This is a genomic window from Kitasatospora sp. NPDC057223, from assembly GCF_042669755.1.
Lineage (GTDB): Bacteria > Actinomycetota > Actinomycetes > Streptomycetales > Streptomycetaceae > Kitasatospora.
Genome location: NZ_JBHUWW010000007.1, coordinates 26,828 through 43,296 on the forward strand (window position 1 = coordinate 26,828; position 16,469 = coordinate 43,296).

General features: G+C 69.0%; 11 protein-coding genes, 1 tRNA gene and 1 pseudogene. 2 read left to right on the plus strand and 11 right to left on the minus strand.

All coding sequences use genetic code 11. The features are described 5' to 3' along the window. Positions 1-92 precede the first annotated feature (92 nt). The 8 genes from ACFUK0_RS04750 to ACFUK0_RS04785 form a co-directional block, all read right to left on the minus strand. Positions 93-1,907 (minus strand): hypothetical protein, encoded by a 1,815-nt coding sequence (locus ACFUK0_RS04750; RefSeq protein WP_380246596.1) that lies wholly within the window; start codon positions 1,905-1,907, stop codon positions 93-95. Positions 1,908-1,989: 82 nt separating this feature from the next. Beyond that, positions 1,990-3,165: a Wadjet anti-phage system protein JetD domain-containing protein gene (locus tag ACFUK0_RS04755; RefSeq protein WP_380246598.1), complete on the minus strand. Its 1,176-nt coding sequence runs from the start codon at positions 3,163-3,165 to the stop codon at positions 1,990-1,992. Continuing rightward, positions 3,143-7,615, minus strand: a complete 4,473-nt coding sequence (locus tag ACFUK0_RS04760) for a hypothetical protein (RefSeq protein WP_380246599.1) — start codon at positions 7,613-7,615, stop codon at positions 3,143-3,145. Before ACFUK0_RS04760 ends, ACFUK0_RS04755 begins: the two co-directional genes overlap by 23 nt. Continuing rightward, positions 7,608-8,441, minus strand: coding sequence for a hypothetical protein (locus ACFUK0_RS04765; RefSeq protein ID WP_380246600.1), 834 nt, complete (start codon positions 8,439-8,441; stop codon positions 7,608-7,610). The genes ACFUK0_RS04760 and ACFUK0_RS04765 overlap by 8 nt, the downstream gene beginning before the upstream one ends. Then, positions 8,438-9,949 carry a hypothetical protein gene (locus ACFUK0_RS04770; RefSeq protein ID WP_380246601.1) on the minus strand — a complete coding sequence of 504 codons (1,512 nt, stop codon included), beginning with the start codon at positions 9,947-9,949 and terminating at the stop codon, positions 8,438-8,440. The genes ACFUK0_RS04765 and ACFUK0_RS04770 overlap by 4 nt, the downstream gene beginning before the upstream one ends. Positions 9,950-10,155: 206 nt before the next feature. Then, positions 10,156-10,581, minus strand: a complete 426-nt coding sequence (locus ACFUK0_RS04775) for a cytotoxic translational repressor of toxin-antitoxin stability system (protein ID WP_380246602.1) — start codon at positions 10,579-10,581, stop codon at positions 10,156-10,158. Next, the gene (locus ACFUK0_RS04780; protein ID WP_380246603.1) at positions 10,578-10,994 is read right to left on the minus strand and encodes a prevent-host-death protein; all 417 of its coding nucleotides are present in this window, start codon (positions 10,992-10,994) and stop codon (positions 10,578-10,580) included. Before ACFUK0_RS04780 ends, ACFUK0_RS04775 begins: the two co-directional genes overlap by 4 nt. Positions 10,995-11,592: 598 nt before the next feature. Then, positions 11,593-11,663: transfer RNA gene (locus tag ACFUK0_RS04785), tRNA-Gly, on the minus strand. Between the two features lie 309 nt (positions 11,664-11,972). On the opposite strand from ACFUK0_RS04785, the gene ACFUK0_RS04790 reads away from it, so the two are divergent. Continuing rightward, complete coding sequence (locus ACFUK0_RS04790; protein WP_380246604.1) at positions 11,973-12,194, plus strand: hypothetical protein; 222 nt, start codon at positions 11,973-11,975, stop codon at positions 12,192-12,194. Between the two features lie 70 nt (positions 12,195-12,264). Further along, on the plus strand, positions 12,265-12,840 hold the full coding sequence (dcd, locus tag ACFUK0_RS04795; protein WP_380246605.1) for a dCTP deaminase: 576 nt from the start codon (positions 12,265-12,267) through the stop codon (positions 12,838-12,840). Positions 12,841-12,953: 113 nt separating this feature from the next. On the opposite strand, the gene ACFUK0_RS04800 is transcribed toward dcd, so the two are convergent. The 3 genes and pseudogenes from ACFUK0_RS04800 to ACFUK0_RS04810 form a co-directional block, all read right to left on the minus strand. Beyond that, positions 12,954-13,853 carry a metal-dependent hydrolase gene (locus ACFUK0_RS04800; RefSeq protein WP_380246606.1) on the minus strand — a complete coding sequence of 300 codons (900 nt, stop codon included), beginning with the start codon at positions 13,851-13,853 and terminating at the stop codon, positions 12,954-12,956. Positions 13,854-13,910: 57 nt separating this feature from the next. Further along, positions 13,911-14,897 (minus strand): Yip1 family protein, encoded by a 987-nt coding sequence (locus ACFUK0_RS04805; protein WP_380246607.1) that lies wholly within the window; start codon positions 14,895-14,897, stop codon positions 13,911-13,913. 210 nt (positions 14,898-15,107) lie between these two features. Beyond that, positions 15,108-16,172, minus strand: a pseudogene (locus ACFUK0_RS04810) (sugar phosphate nucleotidyltransferase); the annotation flags it as partial. Between the last annotated feature and the right edge of the window lie 297 nt (positions 16,173-16,469).

The window sequence follows — 16,469 nt, forward strand, 5'->3', positions numbered from 1 at the left end:
CTGCAGGTAGTCGCAAGGGTGTCTATCCCAGCCTTACGAGCCGAGATCGGAACCATCACGCTGTCCGCCCAGCCATTCGCTGAATCGGTGGTCTAGTCCACGATCAGAGGTGGCAGTGACTCGCGGCAGTGGCGCTGGAGTGCCGCCCTGGTGGCTTCCGTATCGGGATGGCCGATGCTGAGTGTCGTGATCTGACCCATGAGCACCTGCTCGAACTCTCCGCTTGCCGCGATCGCTTGCCCGTTCTCCGCATACGCGTGGGCCAGCAGGTAGCGGCTGAACAGGGTATCCGGGTGTCTTAGGCCGACGATGTCGGTCTGGGTCTCGACGATCCTCTCGAGGTCAGCAACTGGTCTGGTGCCGTGGCCGGAGCGCAACTGGAACTGGGCCACGAGGGAATCGATCCGGAGCGCCAGCCGCCGGTCCGGTACGGCTTCGGCAAGAGTTCGAAGTTCGGGCAGTCGATCGGAGCGCCCGGCGGTCACGGCCCAGTTCACTCCGCTGACGATGGTGTCGGAGTGGCGGAATCCCTGAACCGCGCTGCGGATCCGGAACGCAGTGCGGCTGTGCCTGCGGGCCAGCTCAACCCTCCCCACCCGAAAACCGGCCTGGGCCAGCAAATCAAGTGTGCGCACCCGCACCTCCCACGGCACGTTCCCGACCCGGCGCCAGGCGGAGAGGAGCTGCAGCAGACGTGTGTGGGCCTCGTCGGGCCGCCCCTGATCCAAGGTGAAGTGTGCGGCGGCAAGCAGGGCGAAGCGACCTTGGAGCGAGGTGAAGTACCTCGGGTCGACGGAAAGCAGCGGCCGCGAACTTGCCGCCCAGCTCGGCCAGTCCTCCCATTGGGAGATGCCCTGGCTGATTGGTACGGTACCCAGCAGCATTGACTCGGCCAGCAGCGCGGCCCGCTCCCGCTCGGCCGGACTGAGCAGGCTGCGAACCAACTGGGCGGTGAGCCAGTCAAGGTGGACCTCGTCGGCGCTGAGCCGCACTAGTTTCTGCCGTCCAAGAGTCCGGAACGCCATAGTGAGGCGATGGAGCGGTACCTGCCGGTCGTCCGGCAATGAAGTGACGGCGGAGCGCCAGGATGACCGGCAGGGACGGCTGCCGAGACCAGTGAGCGGGAACGGCCCGCCGTCCAACAGGGCAAGGGCGCCCAATACGTCACGCAGGAAGGGCTGATGGGCCCCCGGAAGGGCATTCATCGCTTGCCGGACCTCGCTGGCGAGGGTGGACTGACGCCCATCGGGCCGCTCTGATTCGAAGATCACCTGAGCGTGCGACCGCACCCGGTCGAGGAAGCTCTCGACCGTGACGCCAGGGCGGATCCAGAGAACGGCATGTGCAAGCGCCAGCGGCAGATCACCGAGCTGTTCAGCCACCCGGGCGGCGTCTTCGTCAGTGAGACCGGTCGGGTGACGCGTCAGGAAGGCGACCGACTCGGCGCGGGTGAACGCCCCGACCTCTACGACCGTGGCCAGCCGACGCCACCGATCGGGGTTTCGCGAGACGATGACCAGTTGGATGCCGGAGGCTGCCAGGGTGTCAGGAAGGTCGTCCGGGCTCAGGTCGACATCGGGGAGCAACACGATCGGCCTCGGCAGCCTCGGCAGCTCGAGCGCTACGAACTCCGCTAATTTTGAACTTAGTTCGCCGATCGGTCCGGGCGTCCAGGGGCAACTCGTTCGACCCAGATCGGATGACGACGCGCGTACGTCCCACTGAACCAGGTGCGTCTTGCCGACGCCGATGCCTCCGGTCACCACGACGATGCCGTCACGACGAAGTACGTCCGTGATCTGCGCCAAGAGCCATGGGCGGTCGATCCAGACCCGGCGGGTACCAAAACTGGTCGACGCATCGCGGACGGTGACGCCTTGAACAGCCAACTCTACGCAGCCTTTCATGAATTCGGCTGTCGCCGTGGAGCCCGCGCCGACGGACGGTGCTGGCCTTCTGGCGAACGAGCGGGACAGGTCGGGGGTTACGTCAGCGCACGTCCGAGTACCAGTGCGTCTCGGTGCTCAGATGATCGAGGCTGACCCATTCCTGGGCCAGGCGCTCGCCACGCAGCAGCAGTCCAACGGCCTGAGGGCGGTGCCGGGGGTGCAGCCAAGCGGCGAGGCGGTGGGCCTCCGCAATGGAGATACGGGCCTCCTTCGGCTTCACCAGGCCTGGATGGCCGTGTCGCAGCAGCGCGTCGTAGAGCCCAACCGCGGGCCGCACCGACGGGAGGCCGGGGAGTCGCCGTTGGAGAGCGCTGATCGGAATCCGCAGGCCGGCGGCATCGAGGTCACCGAAGTAGACGACATGTGAGATCTCGTCCCGGGGCCCAATGCTGCCGATGGAGGCGGGGAAGGTGTTTCCGATGCCCCAGGCGATATACCCGAGACCATGGTCGATGTGCTGGAGCATGTGGGAGATCGACCAGTAGGTGGTGGAGTTCTCGATCACCAGGAGCCCGCGTCCCCGGCCGAGGCGGTGGTATCCGCTGTCCTCCTCCAACGGGACCGTATCGAACGCTCCGGTGAGGAGCGGCGGATCGACATGAAAGGCATTGATCCGGATCAACAGCTCCGGGTAGTCAGAAAAGAGCGGCTTTGCCTTCAGCCTGTCGAAGATCTTCTCCGCTGGATGCTCCGGCTGTTGAAAGTAGGGATGCCTACCGAAGATCTTCAGCGCCCGTTCCCGAACCGGCAGGCGTAGTCCGGGCTGGCCGCGATGAAGCCAACTGTTGAGCGCTTCGTAAGCAGCACGGATCTTGTCGGTGGTGCGGGGCTGGGCCCAGTAGTCCTCGGCCCAGGACAGGCTGCTGTGCCAGGCCGGCATCGGCTGGATTCGTCGAACCGTCGAACGGAAGGGGAGCAGGACGACCTTCAGCGGCAGCGGGGTCCTCTCGCGGTCCGTTGCCGCAGAGAACGTGATCTGCTTCGCATGCGCGAGTTCTGACAGGTGATCCGAGAGGATCCGCCTCGGCAGATCCCCCTCTCGGCCCGGCGGCACAGTCAGATGTTTAAAGGCGGACAGGACGTCCGCGATTGGCATACGCCTCTGGGTGGTGCCCTGCCAGCCGTTTCCGAGGGCGTGCGCCCGTAGCCGGTCGAGCAGGTCCGCCGCTCGACTGCTCAAGCCCTCGGGTGAATCAGTCGAGGTCATCGTCGTCATCGCTGGACTTGTCCTTGGTGAAGTAACGAGTCGCAGTGATCATCGGACGGTCGTACCGATCTAGTGACTCGTCCAAGTAGCGCCCGAAGACCTCTGCCACAGCCAGGTACTTCCGCTTGGCACGGAGGTCCGCGTCGTTGCGCAGCCGGACCACCAGCGGGAACGTGTCCAGTGCGGTGGTGTCGAAGAGCCCTGTCGTGTAGATGAGCTGGACGCCGAGTGCCCGAGCGACGGACTGCTGGAGCCGCAGCAGATAGGTGGCGGAGGCCCGCCCGATCGGATTGTCGAGGAAGAGCGTGCCGGAGTGGTGGTTTCCCACCCGGCCGCGGTCGTTGGCGCGCAGCGCCGCCATCGTGCAGTAGAGGATGATCGCGGTGGTGAGGGTCTGCCCGCCGGAGAACACCGCGCGCAGATCGGAGACCGGGACCCGTTCGTTGCGCAGCACGGAGTCCGGCTTGAGGATCGTGACCTTGAAGCCTACGGGTGCTACGGCGCTCGCCACTCCCTTGAGGATCAGAGAGGTCCCATCGCGCCTGAGCTCACGGCCGGCGGTAACGGCCTTCGCCGTCTCATCGGCCACCTCGTCGACGAGCAGGCCCATCCGGCCGCGCAGCTCGGCCTCGTCCACCTGCCTGAAGCGAATCCTGAGGAACCGCTCCCCGGACCATCCGGATAGGCCCTTCGGCAGCTGAGAGAAGCGTTCGGCCCGGCGCAGCACCTGAAGTGCCTCGCCAACCTGCTGCGCGAACTGGTGGACGATCTGGGTGCGGTGGCGTTCGATGGTCGCCAGATCGTCGGTGAGTGAGCGCAGTCGGCTGCGCATGGCCTGAGCCCACTCGGCCGCGAACGCAGGCAGCACGGCTCGCTCAGTGTTGACCATGATCTGGTGGCTCGCCGTCTCGAGCGCAAGGAAGCGCTGTTGGCCGGCATGCTTGGCAAGCCGGTCGGCGTACTTGCGCTCGGCCTCCTCCGCGGTGGCGGCCAGCTTCTTGGCCTCACCGTGGGCGGTACGGGTCGCCTGGTGCTGGGTATGTGCGACGGCGAGATCCTGCTCGAACGGGTCCGCGTCGATCAGCTCGGCCGGTTCGGCGTGGGCGAACTCGTGCCAGTCCTCACCGAACTTCTCGAAGGACTGCTGCCTCTCCTTGGTTTCCGTGAGGGCGCGGTCGAGCCGGGCAGTGTGCCCCTCCAGGTCCAGCAGGGTGTGGAGCGCCTCCTCGCGAGTCTGCTTCGCCTCCTCGACCAGCCGCAAGCCGTGAGTGATGTGGCGCGGCTGTTCGAACGGGGTCAGGTCGAGCTCCTCGGCCGGCTTCGGGAATCGCTCGTACTCCTCACGCCGATTGGTCAGCAGTGCGCTCAGCTCGGCCGCGCGGTTCAGCAGTTCCGGCGCGGCCTGCTCGGCCAACCGCCAAGCCAGCTCGCGTGACGCATGGTCGACTCCCTCCGGGCCGGCGAGCAGCTTCCGGGCGCGCGCCACCACCTCCTGCGGGTGGCCGGCAAGCTCAGTCGCCAACTGGGTGGCCTCGGCCTCGGCTTGGCGCAGGTCGGAGAGCAGGTGATCTCCGACCGAGGCCCGCAAGTAGGTCTCCGCGGCGCTCACATAGCTCCGCCGCAGCACTTCGAGCGGTTTCGTGGGCTGGTCCACCGTGGTGGCGGCCTCCGCCTTGGCGGGCAAGCGGGCGGCCTCCTCGGCGAGCCGACTGGCCGAAGCACGCAGTCCGTCCGCCTGCCGGAGCAGGCCGGCCGCTCGCTCGCGGCCATTGCGGGCCTGCTCAGCGGCGGCACGGGCGACAGTGCGCTCCTGCTCGGCGGCCTCCCGGTGCAGAAGGGCGGTGGTCAGCCAGCCGGACACCCTTGCTTCCTGGTCGGCCAACGTCCGCAACCGGTGGACCCTTTCGTCTAGACCGCGCTGGGCAGCTCGCACCGGAGTAATGGCCGCCCGTACGGCGACCCGTACGGCGGCGAGTTCTTCCCGCGCGACCCGTAGTTCGGCCACCTCGTGTTCGCCCTCGGCCACCGACTCCTGTGCAGCCGCGAGCTGTACCTCCAACTGGGCGAGTCGACCGGGTGGGAAGCCGCGACGCCATTCCTGGAGCCGTGCCGACAGCCCGGCGGCGGCGTCCCGGCGCGCGAACTGTTGGGTCAGCTGTTCCTGCCGCCGGTCATGGCGCTGCTGCAGTACGCGGCGCTCCGCGTCGGCTGCCCGCTCGTCGTAGAGGCCCGGGTGCGGTGGGACGACGAAGTCGACCCCGCCGATCGAGGTGTGCTCCGCGTCCATGGCGGCGGTGGTACCGATCGGCAGAAAGCCGATCGGATGCAACGCCCGCTCGTCGAGCAGCTCACGCGCCTGGTTCAACTGTGCCGCGTTGTTGAGCAGAACGCCGCTGATCAACTGGGGCAGCCGCTGGGCAAGGGCACGGCGTCGGTCAACATCGGGAACGGCTGCCAGATACTCCCACCCGGTCCACGCGGTGATGCCGTCCTCCGTGAGCGTCTCCTTGACCAGGACCGCCTCGGGTGCGGGTGGCAGCAACTCAGTGGTCTCCAGCGCGACCCGGGTCCGCTCGTCTTGCGCCTCGGCCACCCGAAGCCCAGTGATCGTCAGCACCGCTCTGTCGTGAACCTCCGAGAGCGCGCCGGTCAGCGCGCCAGCAGACGTTTCAAGGTCGCCGGCCGGGTGGCCCAACAGCTCAGTGAAGGCAGGATCCGCGCGGAGGGCGTCGGTACGGGCCACGGCAGCTTCGCGGTCCCTGGCCGCGGAATCCAGCATCCGGTGCAGGTTCGCAAGCCGCTGCTCAGCGGCTTGGACGGCTTGTGCGGCGCGCTGCTGGTCGCCCTCCAACTGCTCTGCCTCGGCCTCCAACACTCCGAGGCGGGACGCGTTCTCGGTGGCCTTCGTCACCGCCAGGTTGAGCCCTTCGGCTGCGGCGGTGTCGTCGGGTAGCTGACCGTCGCGGACGGCGGCGGCCACCGCTTCCCGCACCTCTCGGATCCGGTCCTCCGCAGCCTCAGCTTCCTTCTCCTGTCCAGCCGCCCGGGCGACGGCCTCGTTGTGCCCGCCTTGGGCCGTCTCGGCCTGCTCGCCAGCCTCCATCGCCGCGCCCTCGGAGGTCTGCGCCCGCTGGAGCACGGCCCGCATCGTGGCATCCAGTGCTGCCGCGAGCTGGGCCACTGCCTGGTCCCGGGCGACAAGAGCGGGCTGCGCAGCCTCCTCGGCGGCTTCCACCACGGACCGAACGCTCTGCAGCTGCTGTTCGACGGTGAGCTGATGAAGCGTCAGAGAAGTGAGCTGCCAGGCCGCCGCGACTTGGCCGGCGCGTTTCGCGGCTGCCTCGGCCCATTCGTGGCCGCTGACGGTCTCCTCCAGTCGAAGGCCGGCCACCTGCCGCTCCAACTCGCTGGTCACCGCGCGGAGGCGGAGGTGCTCGCTCTTCTGGTCCCGGAAGTCGGCGGCGAGTTGCCTGGCCTCGCTCTGCAGCCGGGTGACGGCCTCGGCCTCGGCCTCGGCCCTGGCCCGAAGCCGCCGCAGCAGAACGGCCATCTCCCGCGCAGTGGCGGCCATCTGCTGTCGAGCCTGGTCGGCGCTGGTTCGGGCGTCGGCCAGCGGTGCGAGGACCTCCAAGGAACCATCGACGAAGTCGCGTTCCAGGAGTAGCTGATTGCGCCGGCTGAGCCGTCCCGCATAGGTGTCCAGCAGATCGGCCAGCTCCCGAGCCGGCCCGTTGGGCAACACCGCGCCCAACAGGAAGTTGACGAAGGCATTGTCACTGGTGAACGAGAAGGCCTCTGCGGCCTCGCCCTCGTCGGCGTTCATGCTCCGTTGGTACCGGAACAGCTCGGGGTCCAGGCTCAGTTCAGTGAGCCGGTCAGTCCACTCCCTGTGGCGCTCGAAGGAGGAGTACTCCATGGTGGGGTCATCGTCGGCAGCCTGCTTCAGTTCGTCCAGGTAGGCGTTGAGCCGTAGGTAGTGGTTGTTGTCGGCGATCGGCAGGTTCTCCAGACCCAGGTTCACTGTTGGGCGGAAGTGGTACCAGCGCTCGACAAGGTTCCGCGAGTCGGCGGTCTGCCGCTGGTCCTTCCACTCGGAGACCTTGCCGGTGATCAGTCGCCGACCACTGCGGGCATGGGTCCACTCCAGGACGACATGGGCGGTGTCCTGTTCCAGGACGAAACGCTCCAGCACGCCGCCGCCGGCCGAGCCGACGACCTGTCGGCGTCCCGGTAGCACCACAGAGAAGATTAGCTTGATCAGGACCGACTTGCCGCCGCCGTTCTCCAGGTAGACCACGGTGGCCGGCGAAGGACGCCGCGTCGGCGTCCCGGACCCGAAGAGCGGCATCTGGGCCCCCGCGACCGGCCTGCCGACACCACTGAAGTCGAGTACTACGTCCTGGTAGCGGGCGCCGGACGGGCCGACCGACATCAGCAGCACCCGAGAGAGCTCATACATGGCGGTCGGCTTCCGAAGGCTCGGTCGTACGCGCTCCAGGCAGGGTCACCCGCAGCGTCCCGTCCGGGTCGGTGAGCGGCGGCACCACACCCAGACTCAGCAACTCGGCGAAGGCAGCGGTCGAGGCCAACTCGCGGATCTGGGCCGAGTACCGCGGGGTGCTGCGGTAGACGGTCTCCCCGCCGGGGGCCTCGACGGGCACCAGCAGGCCCTGCTCCGTGAGGAACCGCAGCGCCCGGGAGATCATCGCGCTGGTCGAGTTGAGGGCCGCGCGGTCGTCCTTGGTCGAGGCGGTTGTCGGGCGGCGGGAGTAGGCGCGCCAGGCGCGCTCCAACTCCGGGGTGTCGGACGGGGCGTCCACGGCCTGTTCGCTCTTGTCCGCCTTCAGCTTGAGCTTCCGGCAGATTTCCCGGACCGTCTGGTCCACCACGGTCGCCGTGACTCGGCCGACGTAGCCGTCGTCAGCCAGGTCGGCCGGGCGCGGAAAGACCAGGGCCGCCACCGCGAGGTGGATGATCCCGTGCAGCACCTTCTCGCCGTCGCCGCGTCGACGCGAGGCACGGGCGTAGTCCTCCATCCGGGTTTCGAACACGGAGCCCTCGGTCGCGGCGAGCACCACACCTGCCGCAGCCGAGACCTTGACCACCCGTAGGCCAAGGCCCAGGGCGATGCGCGCGGTGAGCAGTTGGAACCCGTCATCCTCGCGGTAACGGCGGACCAGATTCTCGTACTCGCTGTCCTGGGAGGGATGCTGCCGCGGTCGCATGCCGAAAACGATCAGCTGAGCGGCAGCCTCGGCGTCGGAGACGGTCAAGGCGTCGGTCATCCGGAGGTCTCCTCGGTGGAGTAGTCGGTGCGGTCGGGCTCGCCACCGTCCGGTGGCGTACTGATCGAAGCGGTCTGCAGTAGTAGGTCATCCCCACCAAAGCGGGGGAGATCGACCCGGTCTCCCGTGCGGACGGCGAGGAGCGCTTCGGCGTCGCCCTGGTCAATGTGCTCGCCCAGCTCCGGACTGAACGCATGGACCGCACGGTGCAGCAGGAGTGCGGCCGTACTCGGAGCAATCGCCTGAGCCTGCGTCAGTAGGGCGCTCAGCGTGCGCGGCACGTCCCGCAGCTCGAGGAGTAGATCGGTCGCGGCCCAGTCTTCGAGAGAGAAGGGGGGTTGCTCCTCCGCCTCGTCCAGAGTTAACTCGGGGATCTCCCCACCGAGCCGCTGCCGCTCCGGGGCCGGTCGGAGCAAGCGGGCGATGAAAGAGGGCAAGCCCAGCACGGCAGGAGCGTCGGGTCCACCGGCGTCACGGAAGAACCCGGTGCCGACCCGCAGTGCGTCCCGGATGGAGAGGCCAAGCAACGGTACGAGCAGTTGGCCGTGCAGGTCGAGCGCGGCCCGGCGGGGCGGTTCGACGAACTGCTGCCGATCCTGCTCGGCGCGGAACAACTCACCTGCGGTGAGTAGTCTCTTCTGCAACTGCATGTGGCGCCGGATGCAGTCGCGGACGATCTCCACGAGTTCGGCAGCCCGCTGCTTCTGCAGCGGATCCTCCGATTTGTCGCGAGCCTCGCTGATGTTGGTCAGGATGCGGTGCTCGAACTCGTACCGCTCCTCGATGTGGGAAAGTGCGTCAGCCAGGAGCTTGGGGACCTCGTGCTCCCAGTCCACGGCCCGGACGTTCCGGGTGGTGACGTCCAGCAGTTGGCGCAACATCTCGCCGTACTGCACGGTCCGGTACCGGGCCTGCTCGGCCGCCAGTTTGGCCTCGGCCATGCGTCCGCGCTTGATCAGGCTGTCGAGCTTGACCTCAGCTGCGATCTGGGCCGACTCGACATCGGTGTCCAGCGCGCCGACCAGCACGTTGATCGCCTCGTCGGTGGCACGCAGGTAGATCTTCCCGTCCAGACCTGCTCGTTCGACCAGGAGATTGAACTCGAAAGAGTAGCGCCGGTAGACGCCGTTTCCGTCTACTGACCCGTATGTCTGGCAAAAACTCCGGTCCACCGTGCCAACGTTGATCAGTCTCTGCAGAACGTGGCGGGCGATGTCATGGTGTTCGGCGGCCAAGCGCGCAGGAGCCTGCAGCGCTACGAACCGCTGGACCTGGTCGAGAATCCGGTCCTGGCCGGCGCCGGAGTCGAAGTCCATGGACACGGTGACCTGGTCGATGGTGTGCAGCGCGATCTCGGCCAGCTGATAGACATCGGCATCCACCCAGCGCAGGCTGCCCTTATTGTCGTCCAGAGCCTGCAGCGGAGCCGTGCAGGCCAGCGCCTTCGCCCGGCGCGCAAGGCCTTCGTCGGGCAGATTCGCCGGAGAGGAGTTCTGGCTGTCAGGCACGAAACGACACGCTAGTCACCTTGGCGGGCCAATAGTGCTGAACGAGCGAATTGAGTCGGTTCGCGCTCGACACGCGCGACTGGTGCCGCACCTGCAACCCGTGGCAAACCGCTATGTACCGTCCGGACTGCTGCGCTTGAGGTACCGCAGTGCTGAAGCAGCCGCATGTATGAGCTGTGCAAGCCCCTCTGGGGACGCGGGGCCCGCTACTCCCCGCCCGTCCAGTAGCGCTGGAGCCGCGCGACCGCTTCGTTCTTGTCCATATTGGCGACCAGCTCCTCAGCAAGACCGACGCGGTTGATCAGCAGATGGACAAGATCTGCCGGGAGAGCCTGGGGTGAGGGCTCGGGCGAGCCTCGGTCGGGCAGTTCCCCATCCAGCACACAGGCCCAGAACTCTCCTTCTGCCAAATCCAGTTGGTCACGGAGAATGTGGCCCCAGATGCCGGCGCCGTAAGCGGTCCGGTCCACTGGGTGTGAAATCCGAGTGCGCAGGATCCGACCGTCGAACAGGCCGAGCTCGTAGGTGACGTGGTGCGTACCCGTGCGCCCTCGCGCATCCCTGACACGCTCCCAGGCTTCGACCCGGCAGAACTGGTCGTGGCGCTCGCGGGTCGGCTGGGGCCAGGTCACCGAGCCGCTCCGACCAGCCAGTCGCGCAGCTGATCATCATCGCTGAGACTGATCAACTGCACCAACCCCCAGTTGTCCCGATGATTCGGCGCGCCTTGCAGCCGCTCCTGCCAGTCCTCGGCGTACTCCCGCAGCGCGTCGAGCATCTCGCCGATCGCCTCGTCGAAGGTCGCCCCGTCCGCAGCGACCGGCAGCCCGGGAATGAAAGCGGACCAGCCGCCGCCCTCCGCAACCACCTGGGCTCGCGACACGCACACCGTGGAGAGGAAGTGCCGCAGCCGCTCGACGTCCACCACCGCCGCTCTGCCCGCGTCCCGCCGCACCGTGGCAACCCGCCCCTGCTCCGCCGCGTCCAAGAGGTCCTTCAGATGCGAGCGCGCTTCCGTGTAGCTCTCGTAGTGCACTGCCGACATGACATGCCTCCTCGGATCTCCTTCAGAGTCCCCCAGAGACCTACGTACGTCAAGTACGTCACGTACTTGATTCGACCTGCGCCGCGCATGCTGCGCTATCCGCAATCGGCTCAACCGTGCTCGGCGGTCCGTGCAATCCCGGCGCGTGGACATGGAGAGGAAGAGACGACAACATTTGGGCTGGGCAGCCGCCACACCGAACGAGGCTCTGCCACGCCTCGACCGCGATGATGGCCGGGCACACGTGCGTGCAATTCGCAAAGCTCCGGCCAACGGCGGAACCCTCCCCCATGCCGAGATCTCCAGGATTGGCAACTGCGAACCAGGTCGGATGCTACGAGAGTTCATGGGGTCAACCAACCGGATCGTCGACCGCATGCGCCGCCAGCAAGGTTCCTGCGTCTCCAGTCCCCACACTCGAGTCGAGCCAAAAGGCTCGTAGCTCAGTCCAGTTGATCGAAGACCGATGGCGACCATGCGACGGCTGATAACCCTGCACCGCCAGCAGCCGCGACTACCAGTGCGCCAATGGGCGAGTCTCGGAATTGGTCTAGACAGTAAGAAAGCCCCAGGTCAGCGACCTGGGGCTTTACTGCTGAGCGGGCGACGAGAATCGAACTCGCGCTATAAGCTTGGGAAGCTCATGTTCTACCATTAAACTACGCCCGCCTGACGAGCCGTCATGGGACTGCTCGATCAGCGTTCACTCTACCCCATCCCCGCAGTGGCCTGCACCGATCCCGGTGGGTGCGTCGGAGCTGTGCGGGGGTTGCGTCGGAGGGGTGTCGGAGCCCCGGCGGCGGGGGCGCGGGGGCGTACTGTGTGGGCCGCGCGGAGTGCCTCCGGCGGGGTTGCCGGGGGCGGCGAGCCGCTGTGCGGAATGTCTGGATGATCCCCTAATGTGACGCTGTCCCGCGATGCGAGAGCCGTGGGGCGCCATGAGGTCATGAGGTACGGGGAAGAATGGGAAGGGGATCGATGGAGCAGCGCGCCGTCGTTCGTTGTGTCGAGGGGCACCTGTTCAGCACCAGCACGTTCCCGATGCAGAATCTCGGCCCGGCCCGGCTCGGGCCCGGCCGACTGATCCGGTGTCCGCAGTGTGGACGGATGCGCAGTTCGGTGCTGGCCGACGTGCGGGCGCTGTCGGCGCCGCAACTTGCTCAGGCGCTGCGGCTGGAGGCCGCGGAGTTCCTGGCCTGAGAGCGGGTGGCGGGCAGGTGCGGGCCGCGGCCGATTGGGCCGCGGCCCGCTCTGCACGTAACCTCGGAGCGTGCTGCTCTCTGACAAGGACATTCGTGCCGAGATCGACAAGGGCCGGGTCGTCATCGACCCGTTCGACCCTTCGATGGTCCAGCCTTCAAGCATCGACGTCCGGTTGGACCGTTTCTTCCGGGTCTTCGAGAACCACCGCTACCCGCACATCGATCCCTCGGAGGAGCAGCCGGACCTGACCCGGCTGGTCGAGCCCGAGGGTGACGAGGCGTTCATCCTGCACCCGGGCGAGTTCGTGCTGGCCTCGACGTACGAGGTCATCTCGCTGCCGGACGACGTCGCCTCGCGGCTGGAGGGGAAGTCGAGCCTCGGCCGGCTCGGGCTGCTGACGCACTCCACGGCGGGCTTCATCGACCCCGGTTTCAGCGGGCACGTCACGCTGGAGCTGTCGAACGTCGCGACGCTGCCGATCAAGCTCTACCCGGGGATGAAGATCGGGCAGTTGTGCCTGTTCCGGCTCTCCTCGCCGTCCGAGCACCCGTACGGCTCCGCGCGGTACGGCTCGCGCTACCAGGGCCAGCGCGGCCCGACGGCTTCGCGCTCGCACCTGAACTTCCACCGCAGCCAGGTCTGACCGACCGGACGAACGACTGATCGACCGCCCGGAGGACCGGGCCGGCCGACCGGCAGCACGCAGCGACGGGCGGCCACCCCACCGGGGGTGGCCGCCCGTCCGCGTCGTGTGGGTCAGGCCCGCTTCGGGCGGGTGACCGCGGTCAGCTCGATGCCGTCCTCGGAGAGCCGCAGTTCGGTGCGCAGTTCGGCGAGTTCGCCGAGGTGGTGCAGGTGGGTGCCGCCGCAGGCGATGACGGCCGGGCCCTCGGGCAGCTCGCAGTGCCACTGGCGGCGGGCGGTCAGTTCGGGGCCGGGGGTCTCGATGCGGACGGGCGCGTCGGCGGCGACCCAGCCGGCGAGCAGGTCGTTGACGGTCGCGGTGAGCGCGGGCAGGGCTTCGGCGAGGGCGGGGAGGTCCTCGGTGGCCTCGGCGGTGAAGCCCTTCTTCCTGAGCGACTTGCCGAGCCGGTAGGTGTCGGTGCTCGCCTCGGTGTCCATCACGGACGAGGCCATCGCGAGGCTGTCGAAGTCGGGGCTGCCGAAGGCGTCGGCGCGGCCCGGGTCCTTGCGCCAGCGCGGGGCGAGGGCGGCGTTCAGGGCGAGTGCGAGCAGGTGGCAGCCGCTGTGGGAGGCGCTGAGGGCGGCGCGGCGTCCGGCGTCGACGGCGAGCACGGCCGGGCGTCCGGTGATGTCGCCCGGGTCGCCGGCCAGGACGTGCAGGACGAGCCAGGACCACTCCTCGTCGCCGCGCCGCACCGGGATGCCGGCGCCGACCAGGATGCCGGAGCCGTCCGGTCCGACGGCGCCGGTGAGGCAGTCCACCACGGGCAGTTCGACGCCGTCGACGGTGAGCGTCCCGGTGTCGGCGGGCTGGTCGGGCCAGGTGTGGTCGAGCGGGTGGAACGGGGTGGCCGCGGTGACGACGGCGTACCGGCCGTCGGCCAGCGGATGGACAGCGAGGACCGGCGACTCGCCGGTGACCGCCCCGGCGGGGAAGCTGACGTGCGTGGTGGGGAGGGTCGGGAGGGTCATGCGGTGGCTCCGTGCACTGGATACGTACGAGGGTGGGTGCGGCTGGTGCGGGGCGGGTCAGCCGAGGGTCGGCAGTTTGATCAGGACGAGCAGGGCCAGCAGCTGCAGTGCGGCCGCCCCGGCCGCCTTGCCCCACGGCAGGTCGTGCACGCGCCGCACCATGGTGGTCAGCAGGACGGCGCAGAGCAGCCAGGTGATCCAGCCGACGGCCTGGACGACCAGGTTGTCGGCAGGCAGGAACAGCGCCAGCAGCAGCCGCGGCACGTCGGTCGTCCAGCCGATCAGGACGGCCAGCCCGATGGTCGACTTCCAGGGGCCGTCGCCGCCGAACTGCCTCGCCAGGGCGTAGGTGACGGCGCCCAGCATGCCGCCCGCGAGGGTGAAGACGACGGCGGAGGCGGCGAGCGCGGTCAGCGCGACGGTGAAGGTCGAGCCGAGGACGTCGTCCCGGGTCAGGCCGAGGCCGAGGACGGCGAGCACGCCGTACAGCAGGGACACGGTGAGGGCGGGCAGCCAGACCTGGTGGTCGCGGGTGCGGTCGAAGGTGGCGGCGGGCGAGCGGTAGATGCCGGTCAGCAGCTCGCGCCAGCGCGGGCGCGGCCCGGCCACGTGCGGCGCGGACTGGCCGCCGGCCCGGTAGACGGCGACGTTGTCCTGGCCGCCGTACCCCTGCTCGCCGTAGCCGTCGTAGCCGTCGTAGCGGCCGTGCCCGTCGTAGCCGTCGTCCTGCCGGTACTGCGGCGGCTGTCCCGGGGCGTTCGGGTCGGTGCCGTACGCGGCGCTCTCGCCGACCGTGAAGGCCCGGGTGTGTCCTGGCTGGTCGCCCGCGTAGGGGTCGCCCGCGTAGGGGTCGGCGTCATGCGGGCCGGGCGGGTACGGGCCGGGACCGCCCGGGCCCCGGCCCTGCGGTGCGGTGAAGTACTCGGGGCCGTCCGCCTGCCCGTAACCCTGCTGCGGGGTGCCACCGGGGACCGCGCCTCCGGGAGGAGTCGTCCATCTCCGGGGGTCGGGGCCCTGACCGTTGTCGTATCGATTGCCAGCCACGTTCTGAAGGTACCCGGCGGACCGCCCGGGCGGCGGTCGATCATGTGGCCGGGGCCGGATTGCAGCGAGCCTGTGACGGGCGGAAGGCCCCGCCCCTGCTCCGCTCCCCGGCCCCGCCCGGGTCGGTCAGTGCTCCGCGCCGACCCTCGGTGCGTGGACGGCGGCGGCGGCCGAGGCGCCGGCCGGGCAGCCGCCGGGGCCCGCGGTGGTGCGGACGGCGCCGACGGGCAGCAGGGTGCCGCAGGCGATCCGGATGCCGCTGGGCAGCTCGTTGTCGGCCTCGACGGTGGCGCCGTCGCCGATGACCGCGCCGTCCAGCGAGGTACGGGCGCCGATGACGGCGTACGCGCCGACGATCGAGTCCTTCACGAAGGTGTCCGGGCCGATGGCGGCGCCGGGCAGCACCACGCTGCCCTCGACGATCGCGCCAGCCTCGACGACCGCGCCCTCGGAGACCACGGTGCCCGCGCTCAGCACCGCGCCGGGGTGGACGGTCGAGCCGGGCAGCAGCAGTGCGTCGCCGGTCGGTCCGGGGACGGCGGGGGAGTCGACCTTGCCGAGCACCAGGTCGGCGGAGCCGCGCACGAAGGCGGCCGGAGTGCCGAGGTCGAGCCAGTACGAGGTGTCGACGACGCCGCGCAGCAGGGCGCCGGTGGCGAGCAGCTCGGGGAAGGTCTCGCGCTCGACCGACACCTCGCGGCCGGCGGGGATGCGGTCGATCACCGAGCGGGTGAAGACGTAGCAGCCGGCGTTGATCTGGTCGGTGACGATCTGCTCGGGGGTCTCGGGCTTCTCCAGGAACTCCAGCACCCGGCCGTCCGGCGCCGTCGGGACGAGGCCGAAGGCGCGCGGGTCCTCGACGCGGGTGAGGTGCAGGGTGACGTCGGCGCCGGCGGCGACGTGGCCGTCCCGCAGGGCTGCGATGTCGACGCCGGAGAGGATGTCACCGTTGAAGACCAGGACGGGTTCGTCGGGGCCGCAGGTCAGGCCGGAGGCGGCGTTGCGGATGGCTCCGCCGGTGCCGAGCGGTTCGCGCTCGGTCAGGTAGACCAGTTCGATGCCGTACGGGGTGCCGTCCTGGAAGTGGTCCTCGAACACCTCGGCCAGGTAGGACGTGGCGAGCACGACCCGGGTGACCCCGGCGGCCGCGGCGCGGGCCAGCTGGTGTGCGATGAACGGGACGCCCGCCACGGGGAGCATGGGCTTGGGGGTGTGGGTCGTCAACGGGCGCAGTCGCGTGCCCTTGCCACCGACCAGCATGATCGCCTCGGTCATGGTCTGCGCTGTTCCCCTTGTGCTCGGTGTGGCGATGCCGCCGGGCGGCCGTCGCCTCCGCTGGAGGTGTGCCCTGCCGGGGCTGTCCCTGGACGGGCCCGACCCGCACGACGCGGGTCAGGCGCCTACTGTATTTCCTTCTCGTGCGGCCGGTGTCAGGCGGCTGCCCTGTTGGCCGGACGGTCCTGCGCGCGGGCGGCTCCGCCCGTACGCCGTACGAGGCGTGTACGACCCTGGTGGGCGGGCCTGTGCGAACGGGCCCGGCCCGCGCCGTCGTGGCGCGGGCCGGGCCCGGAC

Excerpts from the sequence above, each read along its gene's own strand:
- ACFUK0_RS04790 (WP_380246604.1), top strand. The coding sequence starts at position 11,973 with ATGGAGCAGCGCGCCGTCGTTCGTTGTGTCGAGGGGCACCTGTTCAGC.
- ACFUK0_RS04765 (WP_380246600.1), bottom strand. The coding sequence starts at position 8,441 with ATGACCGACGCCTTGACCGTCTCCGACGCCGAGGCTGCCGCTCAGCTG.
- ACFUK0_RS04780 (WP_380246603.1), bottom strand. The coding sequence starts at position 10,994 with ATGTCGGCAGTGCACTACGAGAGCTACACGGAAGCGCGCTCGCATCTG.
- ACFUK0_RS04750 (WP_380246596.1), bottom strand. The coding sequence starts at position 1,907 with ATGAAAGGCTGCGTAGAGTTGGCTGTTCAAGGCGTCACCGTCCGCGAT.
- ACFUK0_RS04800 (WP_380246606.1), bottom strand. The coding sequence starts at position 13,853 with ATGACCCTCCCGACCCTCCCCACCACGCACGTCAGCTTCCCCGCCGGG.
- ACFUK0_RS04755 (WP_380246598.1), bottom strand. The coding sequence starts at position 3,165 with ATGACGACGATGACCTCGACTGATTCACCCGAGGGCTTGAGCAGTCGA.
- ACFUK0_RS04760 (WP_380246599.1), bottom strand. The coding sequence starts at position 7,615 with ATGTATGAGCTCTCTCGGGTGCTGCTGATGTCGGTCGGCCCGTCCGGC.